The sequence below is a fragment of the Acinetobacter sp. A3 genome (genome assembly GCF_012371415.1).
In the GTDB taxonomy this organism is placed as follows: Bacteria; Pseudomonadota; Gammaproteobacteria; order Pseudomonadales; family Moraxellaceae; genus Acinetobacter.
This window is the reverse complement of record NZ_JAAZQW010000023.1, coordinates 1-25,218: the sequence shown is the minus strand read 5'-3', so window position 1 is coordinate 25,218 and position 25,218 is coordinate 1. Positions and strand designations below refer to the sequence as shown.

Genomic DNA, 25,218 nt, shown 5'->3' with positions numbered 1-25,218 from the left:
AAAATTCGAGATACGCGATGGACTTTAATGATTTACTGAATTTGATGATTCAGCAAAAAGCGTCTGACTTGTTTATTACTGCCGATGTTGAACCGTCCATGAAAATTCATGGACAAATTGTGCCTGTTGCCAAAAGCAAACTGACAGGTGAAATTGTCGGGCAGTTACTGAACTCAATTATGAGTGAAAAGCAGCGCAAGGAATTTGCCGAAACACGTGAATGTAACTTTGCCATCACCAACCGTGAAAAATCGGCACGTTTCCGTGTCAGTGCATTTCAGCAACGTGATGAACCTGGCATGGTACTGCGCCGAATTGAAACCAAAATTCCAACCATGGATGAGTTAAAACTGCCGCCAATTTTAAAAGATTTGGCAATGACCAAACGCGGTATTATCATCTTTGTGGGTGCAACTGGTACTGGTAAATCGACCTCTTTGGCATCAATTATTGGTTACCGTAACCAAAATTCCAAAGGTCATATCATCACTATTGAAGACCCGATTGAATTTGTACACGAACATGCAGGCTGTATTATTACCCAACGTGAAGTGGGTATTGATACCGACTCATTTGAAGTGGCATTAAAAAATACCCTGCGTCAAGCGCCAGATGTGATTCTAATTGGTGAGATTCGTTCCCGCGAAACCATGGATTATGCTATCGCCTTTGCCGAAACCGGTCACTTGGTTTTTGCAACCCTGCACGCCAACAACGCCAACCAAGCCATTGACCGTATTATTCACTTCTTTGAAGCAGACCGTCATGGCCAGTTGTTTATGGATTTATCGCTGAACCTCAAGGCAATTGTGGCGCAGCAACTCCTTCCAACTATTGACGGTAACTCACGTCGTGCTGCAATTGAAATTTTAATTAACTCACCGCTCATTGCAGATTTAATCCGTAAAGGTGATGTACACGAAATTAAAGACTTGATGAAGCGTTCACGTGAATTGGGCATGCAAACCTTTGACCAAGCCTTATACGATCTGTATAAAGCCAAGCAAATTAGCTACAAAGATGCGCTCAAGCACGCTGACTCACCAAACGACTTGCGTCTACAAATCAAGCTATCAGAAGAAGGTGGCGACCGTTTATTGCATGCTACATCTAATATCACCTTTGATGGGCAATAAACTCAAAACAGATAAGAAAAAGGCTTCCGTAATGGAAGCCTTTTTTGTATTTCTAACTTATTTTTTACGCAATGCTTCACGACATTCAGGCGCATCGCAATAACCATATAAATTTAGTGAGTGACCTGTTAATTCAAAACCGAATTTTTCTGCCACATCGTGCTGTTCTTTTTCAATAGTATCATTAATAAATTCAACTACTTTACTACAGTTCAAGCACACCAAATGGTCGTGGTGATCTTCCTGCATAATTTCAAATACAGAGTGGTTGTTCTCAAAATTATGACGCTCAATAATCCCAGCAGCTTCAAACTGTGTTAACACACGATACACAGTTGCTAAACCCACATCTTCGCCCTGATCGAGTAAAGTTTTGTAGATGTCTTCTGCACTTAAATGATGTTGTTTTGAATTTTCTAATAATTCTAGGATTTTAATTCGTGGAAGGGTAACTTTAAGTCCAGCTTTGCGTAATTCTTGATTTGAAATAGGCATGTAAAAAGGTCTCTCAACAAAATTAAAGTTGGAATATGCAACAAAGTTAAGATGCAGTATGATCTAACACTGGATCAAATGCATCATAATTAATTTGGGATAGTGTAGCAAAATGCAAAAAATCATGTTGACGTTATTGGTCACTTCACTGCTCGCAGGCTGTTCGACCTTGGGCGTTTATAAAGTAGATATTCCACAGGGTACGCCTTTAACCCAAGCGCAAGCTTCAAAAGTCCAAGTCGGTATGAGTCACCAACAAGTTCGCTTTTTACTGGGCAGTCCAACCATTTCCGATCCAATGAACCCGTTACGTTGGGACTACATTTACAATTATATCCCAGGAACTTATGCTAAAAAAGCCAAGATCCCTGCCGCGCATGGTCAGCATTTGAAAATCTATTTCGATCAAACTGGTATCGTGCAAAAAATTGAAGGCTTAGAAACCATACCAGAATCTCAACCTGGTCTACCAGGATCGAAAGAAGCGATTCTCAACGCGCCACCACTATAGCCCCTTTAAAATAAAAAGAAACCCCTCGCTGAGGGGTTTTTCAAATCATTTCAATTGTCTGAGGCGATTGCTTTTGGCATAGCGCCCTACAGGGTTCTTTTCAGCGCGCTTACGCCGAATGTCTTTCGGGTTAATGGTCAAAGCACGATAAATTTCGACCCGATCCCCTGCCTGCAATTGATGCTGCAGCTCAACCCTTACACCAAAAATGCCCACAGACAGTGGTTCTGCTAAAGTGGTTTGTGTCGCAATTCCACTTTGTTGAATTGCATCAGCAACGGTCATTCCCTGCTGAAATGCAACCGCAATATGCCACTGTTGTTCAGGTGTTGCATACGCAACCCAAACCTGCATCATTTGATTCATGCTAGAAACTGTCCAATCAATGCAAAAATAGCGACTACAATTGATATAGGCAACACAACACGTACTGCAATACGCCACAGGTTATACAAGGCTTCACTGCTAAAGTTCATAGCTTTACGAAGATGGCTGATTTTCATAATCCAGCCTGCGAAAATGGCATAAATCAGGCAAATCACCAAGCCCCAAAGCAACAACACAAAATTAAATACTGAAGTAATGGCTGGCACTGCCCACACCAGTGTTGCTGCAATTAAGACAATCCATTGAATCGCAACGGCCATTTGACGCTGTGCCAATTGCTCACGTGCCAATTGTAATAACACGGCAGCAGCTGCAACTGCGGCAACCACTAACGCCAGTGCAGGAATTTGTGCTTGTACTGCAAAGAAGGCAAAAGCAACGACTGCCAATAATTGTGCAATCCAGATGGGTAAAACGGTTGATGTTGCCGCATTTTGCTGTTGCGCCTGCGCCAAACTGGTTTGCCAGTACAACCCCATGCCCAAACCGCTGGCAACCAAAGCCAATACTGTTGCACTCCCCCACTCGCCTAATTCAATAGGTGTGACTTGCCATGCAGGCAATTGGGTACCAAATACATTGGCTAAAACCAATGCAGCCACGACAGCTACAGCAGTACACAACAGTAAAATTTGACGTGCAAGCAATGACAGTGCCAATGCCACAACCGCAAGAATAACCAGTACAATGTTACTGGCCAAACCTTCTACTGCGTATTGATTCAGAATTTGCGCAGCATTGGACAACAAGCCACCTGCCAAAAACGGAATAAATACCACCGCAAGCCAACCTACAATACGCCATTTTGGTGAAGCATCTGCATCACGGGTTAAACCAGACAATGCCTGTAGTGCGGTACTTTTAGAGCGCTTGGCTAAAGCAATTTCTAAATAGGTGATTGGTAATGCCAAAATCACCATGGTACCCAACCAAAGTAACCAAAAATCGAGCTGACGCTCAACCTGAATACCGGTCATAGGTGCCAAAGTGGCAATAATAATAAAAGATAAACCAAATGCCATCAGCGGCGATAACCATCGTGACATAGCATTGTCCTGCATGATGCTGTCCTAATAAAAATCTACGGCTATTTTGCCTTTGTCATCAAGGAAAAGCAAAACCTCAAAAAAGAAAAAAGCAAACTATCTAAAGACAGTTTGCTGCGCAAATTTATAATTTTTGTTGTAGCACTTGTTATCACATCAATTCAATATTGTGCGTAAACAGTATTTGTCATTACGAGAAGAAACGAGCAAACCACCCCTTACCTTTCTTCTGCTCTTTTTCTTTAATAATACCCATCATATTTTCTTTCACAGCGCCCACATAATCGGCGTCATCGTGTTGAATATGATTAATTAACCATTTAGATAAAACTTCATGTAATTCACTTTCAATCGAATGTCCCATCTCAAAACGATCACGGTAAGATTCAATTTTCTTAATAAATAAATCATGCACGCGTTTATGCGGTACACGGTATTTATACCCCGCTTCTTCTTGCAATGACTCTTCAAAAGTAAAATGGGATTGAGTGTAATCAATAATATTATCTAAAATCTGCTTTACACGAGCTCGATCAGTACCATCGCCAATTTCAACAATTTCATTAATATAATCGAGGATACGTTTATGCTGATCGTCAATCACATCGATACCAGTATTGTATTCTGGAACCCACTTCATCTTCATACGATCACCCTACAGAAATAAATGATTAATCACGTTGATGAATGGTAGCCGCATTTAGCACAAATAAAAATGGAGTGGTTTAGTAGGGATTAACCAAAACTACTAAAAACAAACATAACCAATTGATTTACATTAAAAACAATAGCAATACCCGACCAAAAGAATCAATTATTAATTAATCAATTCACACATTTTTATTCTTGATTTTAAGAAAAAACACCTAAATAAAATGAATATTTTTCACATATACGACTCGGACTGATTAATATTGATCAGCTTTGGTCACACGCCTTAATTCAGGGTTCAAACGCTCACGTTCCAAACGCTCAATATGCGTCATTTGCGATTTAACAGGACGCCCCTGCTGGAATAAAATCATTTCGCCAGGTTGAAATGCAGTCCAAGTTTCATTTTGCGTTAAAGGTTCTGTGGTAATCACCGCGACACAATCGTCTGGTGTGGTGACTTGACTAAAATCGACTTCAACATCTAAATCAATCAATTGGGCAGGTTGAAATGGATAGGCACGTACCAACCAATGTAATTTGGTGACCGCATAACTGAACAAGGCTTGTCCATTCGATAGGCAGAAATTAAAAGTCCCATGTTCTGCAATTTGTGGGGAAATTTCTGCCAATAAGTCAAAAATTTGCATCAAGCTCGGTTCATCATAACCAAAGCGATTAACAAATTGATCAAGTAAATAACAAAATGAACGCTCACTGTCAGTATTACCCACAGGGGTAAAACGTCCCGACAAACGTGGATGAAAATCGTGTAAGTCTCCATTATGGGCAAAAATCCACTGACGCCCCCACAATTCACGGCTAAACGGATGTGAGTTTTCTAAATTAATTTTACCCTGTGTGGCTTTACGAATATGCGCAATCACGTTGCGTGATTTAATTGGATAATTACGGATCAGCTCGGCAATTGGTGACTCAACAGCAGACTGATTATCGACAAATAAACGACAAGCTTTATCTTCAAAAAAAGCAATTCCAAAGCCATCTGAATGATCTGATGTAATTCCAGCGCGCTGCGAAAATCCCCGAAATGAAAAGGTAATATCGGTAGGTGTCGCACAATTCATTCCAAGCAACTGACACATAAGGCTTTATCTATACACAATAATTAGTTAATTTTATTATTGTGCATCAGCCATCATGATATTTCAAATCAGAAAATTTGAACTGCAGGCTTATGACACTTTGACTTTCTTTTGTCGAATAAAATGCTTTGCCATCTGCTTCACATCTAACAATACAAAATAGTCCAAACAATTAAATTCGCGGTCATAAAATGCCTGAGTTGAGAGTTTGGCATTCATTTTTAAATACACGTCAAATAATTTAGGGATACGTTCATCTTGACTAAAGCTATGACTTGGACAACTCGGCACAAATGCATCTTGAGATTGAATATCACAGCGTTGATTTTCAGACAATTGCTGAATCGCTTGATGGGTGTAATAGGCACGTGCTTCATTACCTTCCAAGCGAATACTGACACAGCCAATTAAATGTTTGGCACGCATTTCCCATAAAACTTTTGGAATCAAATTCAGCCATAAAATAGACAAGGTTTTTCCCGAACGGTAGCGTGGATGCACACAAGTTCGCCCCATTTCAACAATATTTGAGAAATGTCCCAATTCATCTATAATTTTAAATTCATGTGCACTATAACTATTGGCTAGCTCATGCCCTTGCCAAAGTTTTAAACGGGTATACGCCACAATTTCACCCGTTGCTTTATCTCTAAGCACAGCATGTTCACAGCTAAAATCATATAAGTCTTGGTCTAACCCTGACGCAAACTCAATGCCAAATTGTTTAGAAAATTGCTGAGCACGAAAGCGTTGTACCTCTTGTAATTGTTTTAAATTTTCGACCCATTCAAACGCATATTGTGTGGCTTTGCTATTTTTTTTCTGTGCTTTGCCAACTTTGCTTAATGGAAAACTTAATTGTTGACGGTATTGATTTAATTTTTGCAGCATCATAGATACCTCGTGTTTTCTCTTACACTAGGACAGCTGCATGACACTATGATGACTGATTTTTAGCAGAATTCTGTTTTACTCAAATCAGCCTGATTCGGCATTTAAAATCAACAAATGACTATTGTACGGCATAAAAAAAGAGCCTCCTTTGAAGCTCTTTTCAATCTTTTGCAGACTTAGCACAATGTGCAAACCCACTCAAATGAACTATTACTTACGTGCCTGCACTCGGTTGGTAATTAAAGTACCAACTCCATGATCGGTAAAGATTTCCAGTAAGGTTGCATGCGGCACACGACCATCTACAATATGTGCGCTGATCACACCACCTTTGACTGCATCCAATGCACAGCCAACTTTAGGAATCATACCGCCATAGATCACACCGGTATCAATCAAACGATCAACTTCCTGCGTAGTCAAACCGGTCAATAAGTTTTTATTTTCATCCAGCACACCAGTAATATTGGTGAGTAGAATCAGTTTTTCTGCACCTAATGCTTCTGCAACTTTACCTGCCACCAAATCGGCATTGATGTTATAGGTATTGCCTGCATCATCCACACCTAAAGGTGCAATGACAGGAATAAAGTCGCTGCTGGTAAACATTTCTAAAACGTCAGTTTTTACCCCAACCACTTCACCTACTAAACCAAGGTCAATCTGCTCGACTTCGCCTGTTTCGGTGGTTTTTTGCATCAATAATTTTTGTGCACGAATCAAGTTACCATCTTTACCTGTTAAACCAATGGCGCGACCACCATGTTGGTTAATTAAATTCACAATGGACTTGTTCACACTACCACCGAGCACCATTTCCACCACTTCCATAGTGGCAGGATCGGTCACGCGCATACCGTCAATACGGTCAGACTCACGTCCCAATTGCTTGAGCATAGAATCTACTTGTGGTCCGCCACCATGCACGACAATCGGGTTTAATCCGACTGTTTTAAGCAGCACAATGTCACGTGCAAAAGAACTTTCCAGCTCAGGATCAGTCATGGCATTGCCGCCATACTTTACAACAAGGGTCTTGCCCGCAAAACGTTGAATATACGGCAAAGCTTCGGTCAAAATTTGTGCTTTGTCGATACCAGTCTGTTGATGTGGCATTCGCCTCTCCTTATTGAGCATCTAGAATGTCTTGGGCGATTTCAGGGTATCGCTCACTTAACATGGAAACAAATGTATCGCGAATATCATTCAGTCGTGATGGATTATCGGCATCAAAACGCACCGTAAAATATTCGCCCGTATTGGATGCTCGAATAATGCCAAATCCATCTTCAAAATCAAGTCTTACACCATCAATTTTACTTAATTGTGCGCCACTCTGCTGACTACAGCTTTCTACATCGTTTAAAACGGTACTTGGTTCAATATTATGCGTACTAATATAAGTATCTTCTGTACAGCAGCGCTCAGGATATTTCTGCATCAGTGCTGAAATGCTACCGGCTTCACTTTGGCTTAAATATTCCAATACCCGCAAGGCGGCGTATATACCATCGTCATAGCCAAAACCACGCCCGTCATTAAATACATAATGCCCTGCATATTCGCCACCAAACACGGCTTTACCCTGCGACTGAGCTAAATAACGGCGCAAGAAAGTACTACCTGTACGAATCATCACCGCTTGACCGCCTAAATCACGCACGGTATTGCGTACCATAGTGGAGCATTTTACATCAAACACCACCTCATGCTGTGGATGGGTTTTTAGACACATTTCTGCAAATAAGGAAAGCAAACGGTCTGCTGAAATAACCTTTGCCTGTTCATCCAGCAATACCACACGGTCACCATCCCCATCTAAAGCAATGCCAATATCTGCCTGATGTTCAAGTACCGCAGTTTTTAAATGTTGTAAGTGCTTTTCTTGAGATGGGTCTGGCGCATGATCTGGAAAATGTCCATTGGCCACACAGCGTAGTACCACCACCTCACAGCCCATTTTTTGTAATACCAATGCAGCGCAATGCCCTGCCGAGCCATACATACCATCCAGCACCACTTTATAAGGGCGTGCCAAATGAATGTCCTGTAACATGGCATTTTGATATTGCTGGCAAGCATCTTCTATAAATTCATGTGAAGTAGTAGCGACAGAATTAGCCCATCCACTGTTACTTTGATTCAACACATAATATGGTGTGGCATCAATTGCCACTTGCTGAATCATTTCAGGCGTTGGCGGTTCACCCTGCATAATCCATTTAATACCATTGTCAGATTTTGGATTATGACTGGCGGTCAGCATAATGCCATTACCTGCAGTATGCCGTGCCATAAAATACAACATCGGGCTTGAGCAACAGCCCACCATCGTCACTTGAAAATGATGCGCAAGAAAAACCTGTCGCATCATTTCCGCATAAGCGGGACTATTTAAACGAGCATCGTAACCGATACTAATCTGGTTCTGTTGATGCTGTTGATACTGCTGTACTAAACCTTGTGCGATTGCATGTACGAGGTTTGCTGTTAATACGCTTTCTTTACCACGAATGTCATAAGCACGAAAAATATGCAGAGGAAATGGAGATAGTAGATGGTTCATAGGCTTACAACTACAAGAATGAGCCAACATAAATTGAATAAATCTTAGCTCTATAAATTTTAAAAATTCTAATTAGACTTTTTTAAGGATGCGTTATCGTCTCATATGATCTAGAAATATGCTTGTCATTATTAGTACATATTTGGTTACTTTTCAAGAATTGCAGGTAAAGTTTCAGATGAAACTTTACCAAGCATTATAATTCAATGAACAAACTATGTTTAAGTGACTAAAAAATTAGTTTTTCCCTGTATGCCCAAAGCCACCTGCACCACGTTCAGTCGCCACAAATTCATCGACCTGTTCAAATTCTGCCTGTACCACAGGGACTAATACATACTGCGCTAAACGCTCACCAGGCTCTAAACTAAACGCGGTTTGGCTGCGGTTCCAAACAGATACCATTAACTCGCCTTGATAATCTGAATCGATTAAACCGACCAAGTTACCCAATACAATACCGTGTTTATGCCCTAAACCTGAGCGTGGCAAAATCATGCCTGCAAAGCCTGTGTCCTGAATATAAATTGCCAAACCTGTTTTTACCAATACCGTTTGACCCGGTTCAATGACAGTAGTGCTGTCCACACAGGCACGCAAGTCCAGACCCGCAGAACCTGCAGTGGCATAAGTTGGCATAGGCCATTCTGTACCTAAACGTGAATCTAATACTTTAACTTGAACTTTCATGAAATTTGTCCTGTTCTTCAATTTTTACTGTGGCTTTTGATGCAGTTTCTGCATCAATACAGCTGTATGTTTTTAAACTTAGATTAGCGTTTAATCAGCGCGCGTAAATTTTCCAAATAATGCTGTGCCTGTTGTTTTGGATCAACATCACCCGCCAGTTTTTTCTTGCGTCCGAGCCATTCCAGCTCATCTTGCGGCAATTCATCCAAGAAACGGCTTGGTGTCATTTGTTTCATTTGCCCACCCGCCTTGCGCTGTTCTGCCAAGGTAATGGTTAAGCCCTGACGTGCACGAGTAATGCCCACGTACATTAAACGGCGCTCTTCTTCAACGGTATCTGCCACAATCGAGTTTTTGTGTGGCAACAACTCTTCTTCCAAGCCAATCAAATACACGTATGGAAATTCCAAACCTTTAGAAGCGTGCAAGGTCAGTAAATTGACTTTGTCGGTGTCTTCTTCTTCTTGTTGCTGCTCAAGCATATCCAGCAGCACCATTTTACGAATCACACTTTCAATATTTTTTTCATCGATATCTTCAGCGCGGTTAATCAAACTTTGAATACTGCTATACAGCACTTCAATATTGTCGAGTTTGGTTTTTTCCTGCGCAGGTGTGGCTGCTTGCTCTTTAATGTAGTCGATATAACCTGCTTCTAGCATCATCTGACGGATGATCGGCACAGGTTCATCATCTTCCAATAAGTTACGCGTGAAATTGCTAATAAAATCTGCAAACTCAGCCAACTGTGTCGTGGCTTTTTTGGGAATTGCCATGGTTAAGCGCTGGTCGCCTGCTGCTGCCAATAAAGACAAATGATTTTCTTGTGCGAATAGCCCCAGTTTTTCTAAAGTTACAGGCCCAATGGCACGTTTAGGCGTATTGATAATACGTAAAAAAGCACTGTCATCTTCTGGGTTAATAATCAGACGCAAATAGCTCATGATATCTTTGATTTCAGCACGTGCGAAGAACGACTGCCCCCCCGAAAGCTTGTAAGGAATTTGCATTTGGCGTAATTGGGTTTCCAGAATACGTGCCTGAAAGTTCCCACGATACAAAATCGCATAATCTTTCCAGCTCTTGCCGTTCATCAATTTATGTGTGAGTAAATCTTTCACCACGCGTTCTGATTCATCATCATCGTTACGGCATGTAATTACCCGAATGACTTCACCATGACCTTTATCTGACCACAGTTTTTTGTCAAAAATATGCGGATTATTACCAATCACGGTATTGGCAGCTTTCAGAATACGGCTGGTCGAGCGGTAGTTCTGCTCAAGTTTAATCACTTTTAAATTTGGGAAGTCTTCTTTAAGCAAAGCCATATTTTCTGGCTTGGCACCACGCCATGCGTAAATAGATTGGTCATCATCACCTACTGCGGTGAACTGCCCCATCACCCCTACCAGCAATTTCACCAAAATATACTGTGCGGTGTTGGTGTCCTGATACTCATCGACCAATAAATAGCGAACACGGTTCTGCCACTTGTCACGTACTTCTGCATTTTCTTGCAATAAACGAGTCGGCATCACAATCAAATCGTCAAAATCGACTGCGTTGTAAGCTCGTAAATTACGTTCATAGAGTTGATATAAATGCGCAAACTGAATGTCTTCTGGCGTTTCACAAGTGGTATGTGCCTGCTCTGGTGCTATCAGATCGTTTTTCCAATCTGAAATCATCTTCATGGCTTTGGCAATCAGTTCCTTGCTTTCTGCACCTGACAAATTATCACGGTGCATTAAATCCATCAGAATACGTTTGCAGTCATCGGCATCTAAAATAGAGAAATTGGCTTTTAATGGCGTATGTTTTAATTCAAGACGCAACAAGTTCAGACCAAAGGTGTGGAAGGTCGACACCGACAAACCTTTGGCTTCTTCGCGAGACAACAATTTGGTCACACGCTCTTTCATTTCACGTGCAGCTTTGTTGGTAAAAGTCATTGCTGTAATCCGATACGCAGGAATACCGCAATGCTTAACCAAATAAGCAATTTTTCGAGTAATCACCGATGTTTTACCTGAACCCGCCCCTGCAAGCACTAACAAGGGTCCTTGAGTGTATTTCATCGCTTCAAGTTGCTTGTCGTTTAACTGACTTGCCAGTGACATAGTATTTCCTCTATTTCGGTTCGAGCTCGATTATAGTCATCTCAGACTAAGATGACTAATCTAAAATGCTGCTTTAGGCGTCATTGTCTATTTGCTGAGTGTGCAACTACGCAATACTAAATTTTTGACATGAAAAAACCGCCCGAAGGCGGTTCTTTACAACTTATGCTATGCCAAATTATTGGATTGCATAAATGCTGATTTCTACACGACGGTTTTGCTCACGACCTTCTGCAGTCGCATTCGATGCGATTGGGTTTGCAGCACCGTGACCTTGTGCATTAATACGTGAAGTTGATACACCACGGCTAGACAAGTAGTTTGCAACCGATTGAGCACGTGCTTGCGACAATGGGATGTTGATTGAGTCATTACCAGTGCTGTCAGTATAACCAGTCACTAAAATACCGCTCTTGTTATCTTCAGTTAGCGTTTGCGCAACTTTGTTCAGCGTTGTATAGAAATTAGGTTTGATGTTTGATTTGTTGGTATCAAACGTGATGTTACCAGGCATAACCAAACCAACAGAACCATCTGCATTACGGTTTACTTCTACACCAGTACCCGCCATTTGCTGACGTAATTTTTTCTCTTTATTGTCAAGATAAACACCCGCAGCACCACCAACTACAGCACCAATTGCCGCAGCGCGGTTATTTTGTGCGCTTGTATTTGCATTGCCTTTAGAAATACCATAACCCGCAGCAGCACCAATAATTGTGCCTAGTGCAGTTTTGTCATATTCCACACCACCAAGGTTGTTACCAGTCGATTGACAACCAGTTAAAACCATTGCCCCTACGACTGCTGCTGAAATTGCTAGTGCACGCATGGCATGCCTCCTTACTTTGTGTTTTGTTGTATGATGCAAATATTGAATGAAAAAATAGACTTAGACCATTGATTTTTTGTTAATAAAAAAACTTTTGCTTACAAATCTTCATGATCGTGTACAAATCTTGGTATAACTTCATCACAATTTCTACACACTTTCACTTCAACACTTTTTTATTTTAAAAACAACATTTATATTGAGTCTATAAATCAATATGTGACGCATTGGACGATTTTTCTTCAGGACCGATTTTTATGTCATCGCAAGCTAAAAAACACCCTTTATTAAAAAAAATCACAAAAGGACTCACCGTGGGTACAGTCATTACTGGCAGTACATTTTTTCACGGTCCACCTGTGTTGGCGCTGGGCTTGACCAAACTGCTTAAACAGTCCCGCAAGGTCGATGAAACCAATATTCAAATTACCAACAGTTGGCTAAGTGTCAATAACTGGCTGATTGACCATGTTTTACCCAACACAAAGTGGGACATCAGTATTGATGAAGACTTGGCACTCAGTATGCAAGGTCGTTACCTGATGACCTGTAACCACCAAAGCTGGGTAGACACTACGGTCAATCAATATTTTGGTTTAACCCGCATGCCACTGACCCGCTTCTTTACCAAGTGGGAACTGATCTTTATTCCATTTGTTGGTCAGGCCTTTAAAATTTTAGGCTTCCCAATGATGAAACGGCATACCAAAGCCCAGATTGCTAAAAAACCTGAACTGAAAGATCGTGATATGGAAGAAGCACGTAAAGCTTGCCAACAGTTGTTGAGTCAGCCCTTTACCCTGCTCAACTATTTAGAAGGCACTCGCTTTACTCAAGAAAAACATGATCAGCAGCAATCGCCATATCAACATTTATTAAAGCCTAAAGCGGGTGGTTTAGCGCTGGCTTTGAATATTTTGGGCGATCAAATTGATGCTTTGGTGGATATGACCATTGTTTACCCAGACGGCGTGCCTGGCTATAGCGAGTTCTGGCTCGGAGAAGTTCCTCGCATTGCGGTAAATTTACGAAAAATCAACATTCCAGACTGGGTCTTGGGTGGTAATTACGAAGATGATGCGGAATACCGTGAGCGTTTCCAGCAATGGGTGCATGAATTATGGTTGGAAAAAGATCAGCTGATTGAATCCATGCAACAAAAATTTGCTGCCCCGACGGCCTAACCCAATCAGGTGAACCATGAAAAAGTCTGAAGAGCCTGTAATCAAATCCTCATTCCATACCCTGCGTAAAGATTCATGGGGTTGGAAAATTGCCTTAATTTATGACTTGTTTTTGATGGGTTTAATCATCTTCAACTTGTTCTGTTTAAGTGCCAATGCCATTTTAATGAGTGATTTTGGTGAATGGCTGTTCGACTTTATTGGCCTGCCTGAAATCTTACAGTTTTATCGGGGCGAGTTACGTCCTTGGGTGATTATCACCGAAGGTTGGTTTACCACATTTTTAATTGTGGAATTGGGTGTGCGCTGGGGCATTGCTATTATTTTTAAGCATCATCAACGCTGGTGGTTCTTTCCGTTTGTTCACTGGTATGAAATTCTCGCAATCATTCCGCAGCTACGTTTTTTACGTTTATTACGCGCCTTTGCTATTGGCTACAACCTGCATAGTCACGGTTATAAAGTTATCCCAAATAGTTGGTATAAACGTGGCAACTTCTATTACAGCTTATTGATGGAAGAACTGAGTAGCCGAGTGGTACTGACTGTGCTGAATGGCGTACAGCGTGAACTGACCACCAGCACCACACACAAACAGTTTATTGATGATTTGGTCGAGCGGCATCGTCAGTTACTGGCCATTGCACTGGCGGATATTCTGCAAGAATCCTTGGGTAAAGAGTTGCAAGCCCAACGCCACCAAATTGCAAAAAATGTAGGGCTGGTAGTCAATCAAGCCATTGAAGATACGCCTGAGCTGACTCAGCTTCTGCGTCTGATTCCATTGGTTGGTGGTCGTATTGAACAGCAAATTCAAAGTATTGGTCAGCGACTAGGCGAAAACATCACCCAAGGCTTGATTGAACCTTTTGCACAACCGAACGCACAGTCCAGCAACCCGACGTATCAAATGATTGCCGAAAAAATTAGTCAGATAGAAGTTGAACATAATCAGCATATTGATAAATTAGTAGAGTCAGCAGTATTTGAAAGTTTGGAAGCCATTCGCAAACAAGTAAAAGTCAAACAATGGCAACAAATTTTAGATGAAGGACAACAACAGAATATTTCATGAGTGCGTTTTAACATTTTTACGATTGGGATAAATATTTTTAGTCATGCAACTAGAGAATTCACCCAATTTGTTCTAGGATTTGCTCTATTTATAATATGACTTCGACAACCAGCAGAGTCAGAAGTGTTAAGGAATTATTATGGCTGACATACGGATAAAAGGCAGATTGGTCAATGCGATTCGCATTAGCTTAGACACCAATGATCATGATGCGATCCGCCAGCAACTAAGCCCAATGTTGCAAAAATCATTTCCACCAGGTGTTTTGGTGGTTATTGAAAGTTCAGTCGAACAGGAACTGATTGCACTGATTCAATTACTCATTAGTTTAGAGGCACAGCCAATTGCGGTGACCGAAGGACTATTGGGCGATCAGGCACGTGCCATTCAATTTCCTGTGATTCCACAAGACCGCCCACTTCAGGAAGTGAAAGCGACCAAAGAACAAGTGGTGGAAGTTAAACCTGAGCCCGCCGCAGAACAACAGGCTGAAAATCAAGTCGCTGAAACTGCACCTGCAGTGGCACATATTACGTCGTATCACGATGAAATTTTGCGCACAGGTCAATGTTTGGTACAGCATCAAGGCGACATCATTTTAACCGCAGGCATTAATAGCGGTTCAGAAGTGATTGCTTCAGGAAATATACATATTTATGGTAGTGTACGTGGTAGAGTCATTGCCGGCGCGGGCGGGAATATTACAGCACGAATTTTCTGCCATTCCCTTGAAGCAGAATTGGTATCTATTGCAGGCACATATTGCGTTGCGGACGACATTCCACAGCATGTGACCAAAAAACCTGTGCATATTTACTTAAATGATAACCAAGAGCTTGTATTTGAAGCTCTACAATTTTAATGTATAAATAATCACCAAAAATCCCCAAAAAATATAGGGGAATTTAAACCATAACAGGAGTGGATTCGGTGGCGAAAATTGTTGTCGTAACATCAGGCAAAGGTGGCGTAGGTAAAACCACTACAAGTGCATCTTTTGCAACAGGTTTAGCCCTACGTGGTCACAAAACTGTTGTTATCGATTTTGACGTGGGTTTACGTAACCTTGACTTAATTATGGGTTGTGAACGTCGCGTTGTTTATGATTTTGTGAATGTTTTAAATAATGAAGCGCGTTTACAACAAGCATTAATTCGCGATAAAGATATTGAAAACCTTTATATTCTTCCAGCCTCACAAACCCGTGATAAAGATGCCCTGACCGATGAAGGCGTGGCACGTATTATGGATGAGCTAGCACAAGAGTTTGATTACATTATTTGTGACTCACCTGCAGGGATTGAGCGCGGTGCTATTTTAGCGATGTATCATGCCGATGAAGCGATTATTGTGACCAACCCTGAAATTTCTTCAGTACGTGACTCTGACCGTATTATTGGTATGCTCGACAGCAAAACTAAAAAAGTAGAACAAAACGAAGGTCGTATCCGTAAGCACCTGTGTATTACACGTTACAACCCAGAACGTGCCGATAAACAAGAAATGCTAACGATTGATGACATTTCTAAAGATATTTTACGTGTACCTACTTTAGGCGTAATTCCTGAATGTAAGAGCGTACTTCAAGCATCAAACGAAGGTAAACCTGTCATTCTGTATAGCGATGCTGCTGCAGGTCAGGCTTATGATGACTTGGTTGCACGATTCTTAGGTGAAGAACGTCCGTTTCGCCATATTGAAGCGAAACCTAAGGGCTGGTTAGCACGATTATTTGGAGCGTAGACATGGCAGGATTTTGGAGCAAATTATTTAGCGGTGAAGATAAGCCATCTAGCGCACAAACAGCAAAAGATCGCTTAAAAGTGATTGTTGCTTCTGAACAAGGTCTTGGTAAACGCTTAAGCCAAGAAAAAATTGATCAGATGAAGAAAGAAATCATGCAAGTGGTGAACCGCTACGTGCGTGGGGTAGATGAACAACACATTCAAATGTCAGTACGTTCAGAAGCCAATATTGAAATGCTAGAAATGAATATCAATTTGCCTGAAGAGCGATAATCTGAATACTGATTAGTCAAGCAAATTGAATCAGGGCAAAATAACGCAAGTTATTTTGCCCTATTTTTTCAAAAGAATATAAAGGAGATTGCTATGGCATTATCTCAACCTGCAACCTTTAACGAAGCATGGTCAGATGAACGTGTGTTTGCTTACTTAAATCAGTTGCCACCTGCAGGTGTCAATGCAGATTTCCATGTGTTATATCATGCTTTTAAACACATGCGTCCAAGCGACTATGAGCGCTTATTGACCCAGTTTATTGCCGATGGTCGTGACGTGAATGCCACCAATCCTGAAGGTCAACGTATTCATGACGTGATTGCTGAATTCCCTCGTCAAAAAGATGAGTTTTTAGCAGTTTTGGCTAAGTTTGCCTAAACGATTTAGCTGTCTTTCTTTAGCTAAATTCAGCAAAAGATAATGAAATAAAAAATCCCGCAATCGTCATTGCGGGATTTTTTTAACATAAAACAGAATGAGAAAAAACTAAACTAAAATTTCACGTTTTCCGTTTGGCCCCTGCTCACTGACAATACCCTGTTCTTGCATTTGATCGACAATACGTGCTGCACGGTTATAACCTAAGCTAAATTTACGCTGTAAAGACGAAGTCGAAACTTTGCGTGTTTCCAATACAAACGCCACACACTGATCATAAAGCACGTCACGGTCTGGATTGCCTTCACCATCTTCAAAACCACGTGAAGAGGGTTCTTCATCAAATGGTGTCAAGATTTCATCCACATAGTCTGGGTCACCACGTTCACGCCATGCATCACAAATACGGTTGACTTCATCATCTGAAATAAACGCACCATGCACACGCTCTGGTTCAATTTTACCAGGCCCCAAGAACAGCATATCACCATGACCAAGCAAGTCTTCTGCACCACCTGCATCCAAAATAGTGCGCGAGTCAATTTTTGAGTTTACGCGCAAGGCCACACGGGTTGGAATGTTGGCTTTAATCAAACCTGTGATCACATCTACCGATGGACGCTGAGTCGCAAGCAATAAATGAATCCCTGCTGCACGTGATTTTTGTGCCAAACGGGTAATCATTTCTTCTGCTTTTTTACCGACCTGCATAATCATGTCGGCAAACTCATCTGCCACAATCACAATAGAAGGTAATGGAGTTAAGCGTGGAGCACGTTCCTGTGTAGCAGAATCACTCGGTTTCCAAGTTGGATCAATCAGGTCTTCACCACTAGCAAGCGCCTCTTCCACCTTACGGTTATAGTCGCTTAACTTACGAATTTTAAGGAAGGACATTAACTTATAACGACGTTCCATTTCATTGACACACCAATTCAAAGCACTGACTGCATCTTTCATATCAGTCACGACAGGTGTCAATAAATGTGGAATATCATTATAGTTAGCCAATTCCAATTGTTTCGGGTCAATCAGAATTAAACGCAATTGATCAGGTTTATATTTCAGCAGCATCGATAAAATCATTGAGTTCACCGCAACCGATTTACCTGAACCTGTTGTACCTGCAACTAGCATGTGTGGTGCTTTGCCCAATTCTGTAATCACTGGATTGCCTGAAATATCTTTACCCATCGCCATGGATAAAATACCGTTCGGATCTTCAAAAGCAGGGGTTTGCAATAATTCAATCAAACGCACCATTTCTCGGGTGCTGTTTGGCACTTCAATACCAATGTACGGCTTGCCTGGAATGACTTCCACCACACGCACCGATGCCATAGACATAGAACGTGCCAAGTCACGAGAAATATTGGTCACTTTTGACGCTTTCACCCCAGGTGCCAAATCCAGTTCAAAACGTGTCACTACAGGCCCAGGCTGTGCTTCGACCACTTTGGCTTTGACATTGAATTCCTGTAACTTAATTTCCAGCAACTCAGACAAGCGCGCCAATTGTTCTGCCGTAAAATTGACCTTTTTATTCGGGTCAACCTTATCCAACAATTCCAAACCTGGTAGCGGAGAAAGATCACGACGCTTTTCTGCGACTTGCATCGCGCGTGACATTGGACGGCCACTGGCATCGGTCAAAGGCGCATCAAAATCGAAATCATCTTCATCTTGTGGCTTGCCTGCTGTTTCCTGCCATGCTTCTACAAAAGCTTCCTTAGATAAGGCAACTTTTTCAGTTGTAGCCGTCTGCGCTGTCGTTGCTGAACCTGCAACTGCTGCTGCAGTTGCTGCCGTCTGAATAGGTGCCTGCACAAAAGCAGAGCTTTGCGCATAACTACTGCTGGTACGTACTGCTTTTGTTGGATTCTGAACATGATCTTCAAATGGCTCATCACCCAAAAGATCATCCACCAGTAAATCATCTAAACCATCAAGTTCATGCGCTGTACGATTGACTTGGCTGACCTGCTTAGGCGTTACAACAGGATGATCTGATGGTGGCGTAAAGTGCGATTCATTACGCTGAAAATCTACTGAAGCCTCAGTATTTCTTGCCTCATACTGAGCGTGATCACGCTCTGTTTCGAGTGTTTCTACATGGCTGTCACTTTGGAATGGGCTATGTAAATCACTGGCGGTTTTTCCTTGTGGTACAGCCGCTAACAGCTCATCAAAAATTTGGTCGTCATCCCAATCTAACGATGATTTATTGCCAGACTGCGGCATAGACGTAGTTGGTAATCCATCATTTAATGAATTGCTTTGGATTGGGTGTTCAGGTTCTTCTGAAGCACGCAATAGTGCATGAATGTCTTGGTTATGCTGTGAGTCAGTATTTTCCTGCAAGGCACGCCACACTTCACCTGTTGCCACAATACGCTGGCTGTCTTGTTCCAATTGATGTGCTTTTTCAATGGTTTTTTCTAGCTCTACATCATCAATTTCATCTTGAACTAAAAGCTGTTGTGCCTGTTCATCTTCTTCACGTTGCTGCATGTGATTAAACATACGCTCCGCTGCAGGATGTGGCGTTTCAATCTGTTGATTTTGTTGTGCAACTGCAATTTCTGTAGATGTACGATCATCATGTGCAGCTGTAGTTTCGGCCTGTACCGCAGGCGCAGCAGCAACCACCGTTTTTTTCACTTGCGGTGCAGCACGTTCAAAATCAGATTCTGGCTCAGGCACATTACGGTAAAATAAATCTTGTAGATAGGCAGGTGTTGCTTTTAAAGTCGCCCAAGTTCTGTTCCACTTTACACCAAAGGCCAAAGTAAACAGTAAAACCCAGAACGCCACTAAAAATGCAGTAGCCCCATAAATGGTTAAAAGCTGTGATAAGCTCTGCCCAAGCTCAAAACCGATAATCCCCCCAGATGCGTTATCTAGCGTATCGGCAGGGACTTGCCAAAACAAATACAATAGGCTTGCACTGGCGAGCAAAATAAAAAACTGGGCAGCATAACGAAATGGGCGGTTTAAAAAACTACGTGGCCACCAAACTTGTAACGCTTCAATAAATAAATAAGCAGGAATAAGCAAACTAGCCCAGCCTAAAAATCCAAATAGTAAATCGGCAATCCACGCCCCTGCAACCCCACTGGCATTCGAAACCTGTTGGGTATCACTGGAAATATGCATCCAGCCCGGGTCAAATGGAGTATAGGTCACTGTTGCAAGAAACAGATAAATTCCAAAAGAGACCAAAAATAAAGTCACTATTAAGCGCTGTGCATAAGCACCCGACACCGCAGTCATATACTGTCCTGTTGCCAATTCTTCATCAATGTTTTTGTTTGCTCGTTGGTCTAAAAAGCCACTTATTTGAATGAGCCTCTGCGTTGAATTGATCTATGCAACCTTGAAGAAGATGACAAGATAAAACGTATCGCAGACCTTATATTATGCACGTGTTGCCTAGAAAAAGATGCAAGATTATTGAATTGTGTTGTTAACTTTTTCTATATAGCTCAAATCGATTTACCTGATCAGTAATATCAAATTTATTCACACAGCAAAGTCATTCTGTTTCACGTATAATTTCATAAATTTCTAAATAAAAAAAGGATGCTGTGCATGAGCGCTCGTCACTCACGATTAATTATTTTAGGTTCTGGCCCTGCGGGTTATAGTGCAGCAGTTTATGCAGCACGTGCTAACTTAAAACCGACATTAATTGCAGGCTTGCAATTAGGTGGTCAGCTGACCACCACCACTGAAGTAGACAACTGGCCGGGAGATCCTGAAGGTTTAACTGGCCCTGCGTTAATGGAACGTATGCAAGCCCATGCCGAACGCTTTGGCACAGAAATCGTGTATGACCATATTAATGAAGTGAATTTAAATGTTCGTCCATTTGTACTTAAAGGCGATATGGAAGAATTCACCTGTGATGCACTCATTATTTGCACAGGTGCAACTGCACAATACTTAGGTTTAGAATCTGAAGCAGCATTTATGGGTCAAGGCGTTAGCGCATGCGCAACCTGTGATGGTTTCTTCTATAAAAATCAAAAAGTAATGGTTGTGGGCGGTGGCAACACGGCTGTAGAAGAAGCATTGTATCTTTCCAATATTGCTTCGCATGTAACCTTAGTACACCGCCGTGATTCGCTACGTTCTGAAAAAATCTTGCAAGATCACTTATTTGCCAAAGAAAAAGAAGGCAAAATCAGCATTCTTTGGAATAATCAGGTCGATGAAGTCTTAGGTGACAACACTGGTGTAACATCGGTACGTTTAAAATCAACCACTGATGGTTCAACTCAAGATGTTGAAGTTTCAGGCTTGTTTGTTGCGATTGGTCACAAACCAAATACCAGCATGTTTGAAGGTCAGTTAAACTTACGTGATGGTTATATTCAAGTGCAAAGCGGCACAGCAGGCAACGCAACACAAACCTCTGTTGCAGGCGTATTTGCCGCTGGTGATGTTGCCGATTCAGTTTACCGTCAGGCAATTACTTCTGCAGGTTCAGGCTGTATGGCTGCGCTAGATGCAGAAAAGTATTTAGATGCCTTAGGCGAATAAACTCAGCTCATTACCTTAAAGACACAAACCGCTCTCAGGAGCGGTTTTTTTATCACATCATTTTTAGGTATGATGCGCAGCAGATCATATAAAACTGTATACGGCTCTTGATATGCAAACGCTCCCAGCTTCATCATTCATTTTTCCAGATCCAATTGAGGTTGATCCTGAAGGTGAAGGCTTGATTTGTGTCGGTGCAGACCTCTCCCCTGCCACTTTATATGAAGCCTATACGCATGGTTTGTTCCCTTGGTTTTCAGAAGGTGAGCCCATTTGTTGGTGGAGCCCAGAACCGCGTTGTGTGATTTTTCCGAAGGATTATCACCCAAGCAAATCCTTAGTCCGCAACATGAAAAAAATAGATTATCGGATCACCATTAACCACGCCTTTGAGCAGGTCATTCGCCATTGTGCCTTGCCGCGTAGTTATGCCAACGAAACGTGGATATCTGATGACATTATTCAAGGTTACTGTCAGCTGTTTGCAGCAGGTTATGGCTATAGTGTTGAAGTCTGGGAACAAAATACTTTAGTGGGCGGCTTATATGGCGTCACCATTGGTCAAGGCTGTTTTGGTGAGTCGATGTTTAGTCATCGCACCGATGTATCCAAAATGGCATTTTATAGCTTGATGCTGATTGGCCAAGAACAAAACTTAGCCTGGATTGACTGCCAATTGGTCAATGAGCATTTGCTTAGCTTGGGTGCATGTACACTTTCTCGCCAAGACTACCTTAAATCGTTACAAGATGTTGTAAAACAGCCCGCCATCAATTGGAAAAAATATCAGGACAGTGTATTTTCAAGTAAAACAATAGCGCAGTATGCGCGCCTACTTGAATGACAATAACAGAGAGGGATCTTGAAAATGAATTCATATCACCCAAAATCCCTGCTAAATGATTTGCAGTATTACATTACCCCGCCGCACGATTGTAGTTATTTATCTGAAAAATCTGCACGCATGGTATTTTTAGACCCTGCACATAAAATTGATGTCGTAACCCTGTCTGAATTATCTCGACTAGGTTTTCGTCGCAGTGGTGACTTTGTCTATCGCCCTGAGTGTCACCTTTGCCGTCAGTGCCTGTCGTCTCGTGTTCCTGTTGCGGAATTTGGCATGAACAGCACCCAAAAGAAAGCATGGAAACGCAATCAAGATTTACACATCCAAATTACCCAACCACAAGATGCTAGTGATGTACATTATGCGCTGTACGAACGCTATATCAATGAACGTCATGCCGATGGCGATATGTTCCCGCCTAGCCGTGATCAGTTTGAAAAGTTTTTAATTCACAGCTGCACCCACAGTTTCTTTTTAGAAATGTGGCAGGAAGATCGCTTAATTGGTGTGTCGACCTGCGACTATTTAGATGACGGTATTTCTGCGGTCTATACTTTTTTTGATCCTGACGAGAGCCGTCGCTCCTTAGGAACATTTGCAGTGTTAAAGCAGATTGAACAAGCCCAACACTTGGGGTTGCAATATGTCTACTTAGGCTATTGGGTGCCACATTCAAACAAAATGAATTACAAGTCCCAATATGTGCCACTTGAACTGCTTTTAGATGGTCAATGGCGACGCATTAACCGCAGTCTAAATGCAGATGAGGTTCAGCAATTGGGAAACTCCTTAATGACGACGCTGCCCTTGGGTTGGAATAACTCGATCATTAAATAAAATACAGTAACCCCATACTAAATGTGTTGAGATTTCACGTTTACTTAAACAAACTGGCAAAATCGTCGCTGCAAGATTTCACCATAATAATGGCATGCTCACGTGTGCCATCAGATTTAGGATAATAATTTTTACGTAAATCAATTTGATGAAAGCCTGATTTTTCATACAGCGCAATTGCAGCCTCATTACTTTCGCGCACTTCCAAAAAAATTTGCACAGGTTGATTATTCAGCTCGGCAATTGAATGTTCTAACAATTGATAACCCAAACCCTTGCCTTGCTGACTAGGATGCACTGCCATCAACAACAAATTGGCTTCATCCAACACGGGCTGCAAAATACAAAAAGCCACCACTTTCCCCGCCTGCTCAATGACCGTGGTGTGATAGTTTTCTACCGCTTCAGCAAACTGCTTAGCCGTCCACGGATGGCTTTGTACCAAATTTTCAATTGCAACAACATCGGCCACATCGCCAGCTTGCATTAATCGAATCATAAGAAATGATCTTGTTAGGTGTTAAGATGTAGGCATTATAGAAGTCATAACAAAAAAATCGAGCAAAAAAAAAAGCAACGTGCGTTGCCTGACCAAAGGGAAAAGTTTAGAAGCCTAATTTGGCTTTCCATGTATCCAACAAACTCGTAGTATCAACATAATTAGGATGAAAACTTGGTTTAAAATACAGCAACATTTCTTTTGCCATACCGGTAATCACGCCTTTCGATGGGCTATAAGCATAACGATAAATCATTTTTAAGTTTTCAAGATTCAACTGCTGATCCTGTTTGAGTAAACGTAGTAAAAAATAATTTTGCACGAAAAATAAAGTTAGCATTGAAATCACTAATGATGATGTTCGTAATGCGTAGGCTTTTACGCCTTTACCAAATACACCTTCAAATACATCATACGCAACCGCTTTATGTTCATTTTCTTCAATGGCATGCCATAACCACATGGTTTTCATAGTATCGTCACTCATCAACTCTTGAATATGAGAATTGCTGAGTAACTGTGAGGCAATCGTAGCCGTAAAATGCTCTAAGGCTGTGGTTGCAGTTAAATCCACCATTTCCTGTGTAATACCAACCGGTTTTGCGATTTTGGCAAGCAGCTTGCGTGTAGTCTGAATGACTGTATCAGTGTGACGATCTAAAGTATCAACATCATGTCCAAACTTTTGCGCTGAAGCATTAAAGCCCACATGCTCATGTGTATGCATGGCTTCTTGACCAATAAAAGCACTGATTTCTTTTTGCAATTCAGCATTGTCTTTTAACATTGGGTGATAACGTACAACACGTACACTGTCTATAAAGAACTTTTCACCTGCAGGGAATAAAGCAGATAATGCAGTCATAAAATGGGTAAGACCAGCATTCCCACTCATCCAATATTCTGGCACTGCATCAAAGTTAAAATTCATGCGACGTACAGGGAAACTTGCTCCTGCTCGCTGACTAATACTGACTTTAGCATTCATATTTTATCTCCCTCGATTACTGTAAAACCAATACATCTATTCAGTAACCGACGTATTTCTTATTTTTGACTTGCTTTCATCTTAAAGTTTTCTCGTTTTTGTTTAAGTGCAGTTAAGGACAGCAAATTGTCAGTTCAGGACATGAGGGACAAAAATAATGATGAGTGAAATTGTTTTTGTGGTGCAAAAGCACAAATAGCGAGGCTTTAAATTTTTTTGTGATATAGATAAAAAATAACCATAAAAAAAGCGCTCCAAATGGAGCGCTTTTTCACACTATACAGTGATTATGCTGTTACTTTAGCAACAACACCCGCACCTACAGTACGACCACCTTCACGGATCGCGAAGCGTAAACCAGCGTCCATTGCGATTGGGTGGATTAATTCTACTGACATTTCTACGTT

The 25,218-nt window shown here is 41.5% G+C and carries 25 protein-coding genes and 1 pseudogene; 11 read left to right on the top strand and 15 right to left on the bottom strand.

The window, feature by feature from the left end; all coding sequences use genetic code 11:
• Positions 1-17: 17 nt before the first annotated feature.
• Positions 18-1,136, top strand: a complete 1,119-nt coding sequence (locus HHA42_RS08720; protein ID WP_168418234.1) for a PilT/PilU family type 4a pilus ATPase — start codon at positions 18-20, stop codon at positions 1,134-1,136.
• Between the two features lie 57 nt (positions 1,137-1,193).
• On the opposite strand, the gene fur is transcribed toward HHA42_RS08720, so the two are convergent.
• Positions 1,194-1,631 carry a ferric iron uptake transcriptional regulator gene (gene fur, locus HHA42_RS08715; protein WP_004975325.1) on the bottom strand — a complete coding sequence of 146 codons (438 nt, stop codon included), beginning with the start codon at positions 1,629-1,631 and terminating at the stop codon, positions 1,194-1,196.
• Positions 1,632-1,743: 112 nt separating this feature from the next.
• Between fur and bamE the strand changes: the two genes are divergently transcribed.
• Positions 1,744-2,142 carry an outer membrane protein assembly factor BamE gene (gene bamE, locus HHA42_RS08710; RefSeq protein ID WP_168418235.1) on the top strand — a complete coding sequence of 133 codons (399 nt, stop codon included), beginning with the start codon at positions 1,744-1,746 and terminating at the stop codon, positions 2,140-2,142.
• Positions 2,143-2,187: 45 nt separating this feature from the next.
• Here bamE and HHA42_RS08705 read toward each other — a convergent pair whose 3' ends face one another.
• From HHA42_RS08705 to HHA42_RS08660, 10 genes are all read right to left on the bottom strand, one after another.
• A complete protein-coding gene (locus HHA42_RS08705) occupies positions 2,188-2,508 on the bottom strand; it encodes an RnfH family protein (protein ID WP_168526191.1) in 321 nt (106 codons plus the stop codon).
• Positions 2,505-3,590 (bottom strand): hypothetical protein, encoded by a 1,086-nt coding sequence (locus HHA42_RS08700; RefSeq protein WP_168526189.1) that lies wholly within the window; start codon positions 3,588-3,590, stop codon positions 2,505-2,507. Before HHA42_RS08700 ends, HHA42_RS08705 begins: the two co-directional genes overlap by 4 nt.
• 175 nt (positions 3,591-3,765) lie before the next feature.
• A complete protein-coding gene (locus HHA42_RS08695; protein WP_168418238.1) occupies positions 3,766-4,221 on the bottom strand; it encodes a bacteriohemerythrin in 456 nt (151 codons plus the stop codon).
• A 262-nt stretch (positions 4,222-4,483) separates the two neighbouring features.
• Complete coding sequence (locus tag HHA42_RS08690) at positions 4,484-5,332, bottom strand: class II glutamine amidotransferase (protein WP_168526187.1); 849 nt, start codon at positions 5,330-5,332, stop codon at positions 4,484-4,486.
• 90 nt (positions 5,333-5,422) lie between these two features.
• Positions 5,423-6,223, bottom strand: a complete 801-nt coding sequence (locus HHA42_RS08685) for a GNAT family N-acetyltransferase (RefSeq protein ID WP_168461497.1) — start codon at positions 6,221-6,223, stop codon at positions 5,423-5,425.
• 213 nt (positions 6,224-6,436) lie between these two features.
• Positions 6,437-7,342: an acetylglutamate kinase gene (gene argB / locus HHA42_RS08680; protein WP_168461476.1), complete on the bottom strand. Its 906-nt coding sequence runs from the start codon at positions 7,340-7,342 to the stop codon at positions 6,437-6,439.
• A gap of 10 nt (positions 7,343-7,352) precedes the next feature.
• Complete coding sequence (locus HHA42_RS08675; protein ID WP_168461474.1) at positions 7,353-8,792, bottom strand: phosphomannomutase/phosphoglucomutase; 1,440 nt, start codon at positions 8,790-8,792, stop codon at positions 7,353-7,355.
• Between the two features lie 237 nt (positions 8,793-9,029).
• The gene (gene dut, locus HHA42_RS08670; RefSeq protein ID WP_168418242.1) at positions 9,030-9,482 is read right to left on the bottom strand and encodes a dUTP diphosphatase; all 453 of its coding nucleotides are present in this window, start codon (positions 9,480-9,482) and stop codon (positions 9,030-9,032) included.
• Between the two features lie 83 nt (positions 9,483-9,565).
• Positions 9,566-11,605: a UvrD-helicase domain-containing protein gene (locus tag HHA42_RS08665; RefSeq protein WP_168526185.1), complete on the bottom strand. Its 2,040-nt coding sequence runs from the start codon at positions 11,603-11,605 to the stop codon at positions 9,566-9,568.
• Between the two features lie 178 nt (positions 11,606-11,783).
• Complete coding sequence (locus HHA42_RS08660) at positions 11,784-12,437, bottom strand: OmpA family protein (protein ID WP_168418244.1); 654 nt, start codon at positions 12,435-12,437, stop codon at positions 11,784-11,786.
• Between the two features lie 257 nt (positions 12,438-12,694).
• Here HHA42_RS08660 and HHA42_RS08655 point away from each other — a divergent pair, with 257 nt between their 5' ends.
• The 6 genes from HHA42_RS08655 to HHA42_RS08630 all read left to right on the top strand — a co-directional run bounded on the left by HHA42_RS08655 (position 12,695) and on the right by HHA42_RS08630 (position 17,095).
• On the top strand, positions 12,695-13,621 hold the full coding sequence (locus tag HHA42_RS08655) for an acyltransferase (protein ID WP_168418245.1): 927 nt from the start codon (positions 12,695-12,697) through the stop codon (positions 13,619-13,621).
• Between the two features lie 16 nt (positions 13,622-13,637).
• Positions 13,638-14,696, top strand: a complete 1,059-nt coding sequence (locus tag HHA42_RS08650; RefSeq protein ID WP_168526183.1) for a preprotein translocase subunit SecA — start codon at positions 13,638-13,640, stop codon at positions 14,694-14,696.
• Between the two features lie 139 nt (positions 14,697-14,835).
• Positions 14,836-15,558, top strand: a complete 723-nt coding sequence (gene minC, locus HHA42_RS08645) for a septum site-determining protein MinC (protein ID WP_168418247.1) — start codon at positions 14,836-14,838, stop codon at positions 15,556-15,558.
• Positions 15,559-15,626: 68 nt separating this feature from the next.
• Positions 15,627-16,439 (top strand): septum site-determining protein MinD, encoded by an 813-nt coding sequence (gene minD, locus HHA42_RS08640; protein WP_004975294.1) that lies wholly within the window; start codon positions 15,627-15,629, stop codon positions 16,437-16,439.
• Between the two features lie 2 nt (positions 16,440-16,441).
• Positions 16,442-16,714 (top strand): cell division topological specificity factor MinE, encoded by a 273-nt coding sequence (gene minE / locus HHA42_RS08635; protein ID WP_004975292.1) that lies wholly within the window; start codon positions 16,442-16,444, stop codon positions 16,712-16,714.
• Between the two features lie 93 nt (positions 16,715-16,807).
• Positions 16,808-17,095, top strand: a complete 288-nt coding sequence (locus tag HHA42_RS08630) for a PA4642 family protein (protein ID WP_168418248.1) — start codon at positions 16,808-16,810, stop codon at positions 17,093-17,095.
• Positions 17,096-17,203: 108 nt separating this feature from the next.
• Here HHA42_RS08630 and HHA42_RS08625 read toward each other — a convergent pair whose 3' ends face one another.
• Positions 17,204-20,368 carry a DNA translocase FtsK gene (locus HHA42_RS08625; RefSeq protein ID WP_168526181.1) on the bottom strand — a complete coding sequence of 1,055 codons (3,165 nt, stop codon included), beginning with the start codon at positions 20,366-20,368 and terminating at the stop codon, positions 17,204-17,206.
• Positions 20,369-20,686: 318 nt separating this feature from the next.
• On the opposite strand from HHA42_RS08625, the gene trxB reads away from it, so the two are divergent.
• The 3 genes from trxB (at position 20,687) to HHA42_RS08610 (ending at position 23,324) form a co-directional block, all read left to right on the top strand.
• Entirely contained in the window at positions 20,687-21,640 is a 954-nt protein-coding gene (gene trxB / locus HHA42_RS08620; RefSeq protein ID WP_168418250.1) for a thioredoxin-disulfide reductase, read from the top strand.
• Positions 21,641-21,752: 112 nt separating this feature from the next.
• The gene (aat, locus tag HHA42_RS08615; protein WP_168418251.1) at positions 21,753-22,484 is read left to right on the top strand and encodes a leucyl/phenylalanyl-tRNA--protein transferase; all 732 of its coding nucleotides are present in this window, start codon (positions 21,753-21,755) and stop codon (positions 22,482-22,484) included.
• Between the two features lie 24 nt (positions 22,485-22,508).
• Entirely contained in the window at positions 22,509-23,324 is an 816-nt protein-coding gene (locus tag HHA42_RS08610; RefSeq protein WP_168418252.1) for an arginyltransferase, read from the top strand.
• Positions 23,325-23,364: 40 nt separating this feature from the next.
• On the opposite strand, the gene rimI is transcribed toward HHA42_RS08610, so the two are convergent.
• From rimI to HHA42_RS08595, 3 genes and pseudogenes are all read right to left on the bottom strand, one after another.
• Positions 23,365-23,823: a ribosomal protein S18-alanine N-acetyltransferase gene (gene rimI, locus HHA42_RS08605; protein ID WP_168526179.1), complete on the bottom strand. Its 459-nt coding sequence runs from the start codon at positions 23,821-23,823 to the stop codon at positions 23,365-23,367.
• 106 nt (positions 23,824-23,929) lie between these two features.
• Positions 23,930-24,811, bottom strand: a complete 882-nt coding sequence (locus HHA42_RS08600) for a metal-dependent hydrolase (RefSeq protein ID WP_168526177.1) — start codon at positions 24,809-24,811, stop codon at positions 23,930-23,932.
• Positions 24,812-25,098: 287 nt separating this feature from the next.
• Positions 25,099-25,218: pseudogene (locus HHA42_RS08595) on the bottom strand (elongation factor Tu); the annotation flags it as partial.

Excerpts from the sequence above, each read along its gene's own strand:
- HHA42_RS08720 (WP_168418234.1), top strand. The coding sequence starts at position 18 with ATGGACTTTAATGATTTACTGAATTTGATGATTCAGCAAAAAGCGTCT.
- fur (WP_004975325.1), bottom strand. The coding sequence starts at position 1,631 with ATGCCTATTTCAAATCAAGAATTACGCAAAGCTGGACTTAAAGTTACC.
- bamE (WP_168418235.1), top strand. The coding sequence starts at position 1,744 with ATGCAAAAAATCATGTTGACGTTATTGGTCACTTCACTGCTCGCAGGC.
- HHA42_RS08705 (WP_168526191.1), bottom strand. The coding sequence starts at position 2,508 with ATGAATCAAATGATGCAGGTTTGGGTTGCGTATGCAACACCTGAACAA.
- HHA42_RS08700 (WP_168526189.1), bottom strand. The coding sequence starts at position 3,590 with ATGCAGGACAATGCTATGTCACGATGGTTATCGCCGCTGATGGCATTT.
- HHA42_RS08695 (WP_168418238.1), bottom strand. The coding sequence starts at position 4,221 with ATGAAGATGAAGTGGGTTCCAGAATACAATACTGGTATCGATGTGATT.
- HHA42_RS08690 (WP_168526187.1), bottom strand. The coding sequence starts at position 5,332 with ATGTGTCAGTTGCTTGGAATGAATTGTGCGACACCTACCGATATTACC.
- HHA42_RS08685 (WP_168461497.1), bottom strand. The coding sequence starts at position 6,223 with ATGCTGCAAAAATTAAATCAATACCGTCAACAATTAAGTTTTCCATTA.
- argB (WP_168461476.1), bottom strand. The coding sequence starts at position 7,342 with ATGCCACATCAACAGACTGGTATCGACAAAGCACAAATTTTGACCGAA.
- HHA42_RS08675 (WP_168461474.1), bottom strand. The coding sequence starts at position 8,792 with ATGAACCATCTACTATCTCCATTTCCTCTGCATATTTTTCGTGCTTAT.
- dut (WP_168418242.1), bottom strand. The coding sequence starts at position 9,482 with ATGAAAGTTCAAGTTAAAGTATTAGATTCACGTTTAGGTACAGAATGG.
- HHA42_RS08665 (WP_168526185.1), bottom strand. The coding sequence starts at position 11,605 with ATGTCACTGGCAAGTCAGTTAAACGACAAGCAACTTGAAGCGATGAAA.
- HHA42_RS08660 (WP_168418244.1), bottom strand. The coding sequence starts at position 12,437 with ATGCGTGCACTAGCAATTTCAGCAGCAGTCGTAGGGGCAATGGTTTTA.
- HHA42_RS08655 (WP_168418245.1), top strand. The coding sequence starts at position 12,695 with ATGTCATCGCAAGCTAAAAAACACCCTTTATTAAAAAAAATCACAAAA.
- HHA42_RS08650 (WP_168526183.1), top strand. The coding sequence starts at position 13,638 with ATGAAAAAGTCTGAAGAGCCTGTAATCAAATCCTCATTCCATACCCTG.
- minC (WP_168418247.1), top strand. The coding sequence starts at position 14,836 with ATGGCTGACATACGGATAAAAGGCAGATTGGTCAATGCGATTCGCATT.
- minE (WP_004975292.1), top strand. The coding sequence starts at position 16,442 with ATGGCAGGATTTTGGAGCAAATTATTTAGCGGTGAAGATAAGCCATCT.
- HHA42_RS08630 (WP_168418248.1), top strand. The coding sequence starts at position 16,808 with ATGGCATTATCTCAACCTGCAACCTTTAACGAAGCATGGTCAGATGAA.
- HHA42_RS08625 (WP_168526181.1), bottom strand. The coding sequence starts at position 20,368 with ATGACTGCGGTGTCGGGTGCTTATGCACAGCGCTTAATAGTGACTTTA.
- trxB (WP_168418250.1), top strand. The coding sequence starts at position 20,687 with ATGAGCGCTCGTCACTCACGATTAATTATTTTAGGTTCTGGCCCTGCG.
- aat (WP_168418251.1), top strand. The coding sequence starts at position 21,753 with ATGCAAACGCTCCCAGCTTCATCATTCATTTTTCCAGATCCAATTGAG.
- HHA42_RS08610 (WP_168418252.1), top strand. The coding sequence starts at position 22,509 with ATGAATTCATATCACCCAAAATCCCTGCTAAATGATTTGCAGTATTAC.
- rimI (WP_168526179.1), bottom strand. The coding sequence starts at position 23,823 with ATGATTCGATTAATGCAAGCTGGCGATGTGGCCGATGTTGTTGCAATT.
- HHA42_RS08600 (WP_168526177.1), bottom strand. The coding sequence starts at position 24,811 with ATGAATGCTAAAGTCAGTATTAGTCAGCGAGCAGGAGCAAGTTTCCCT.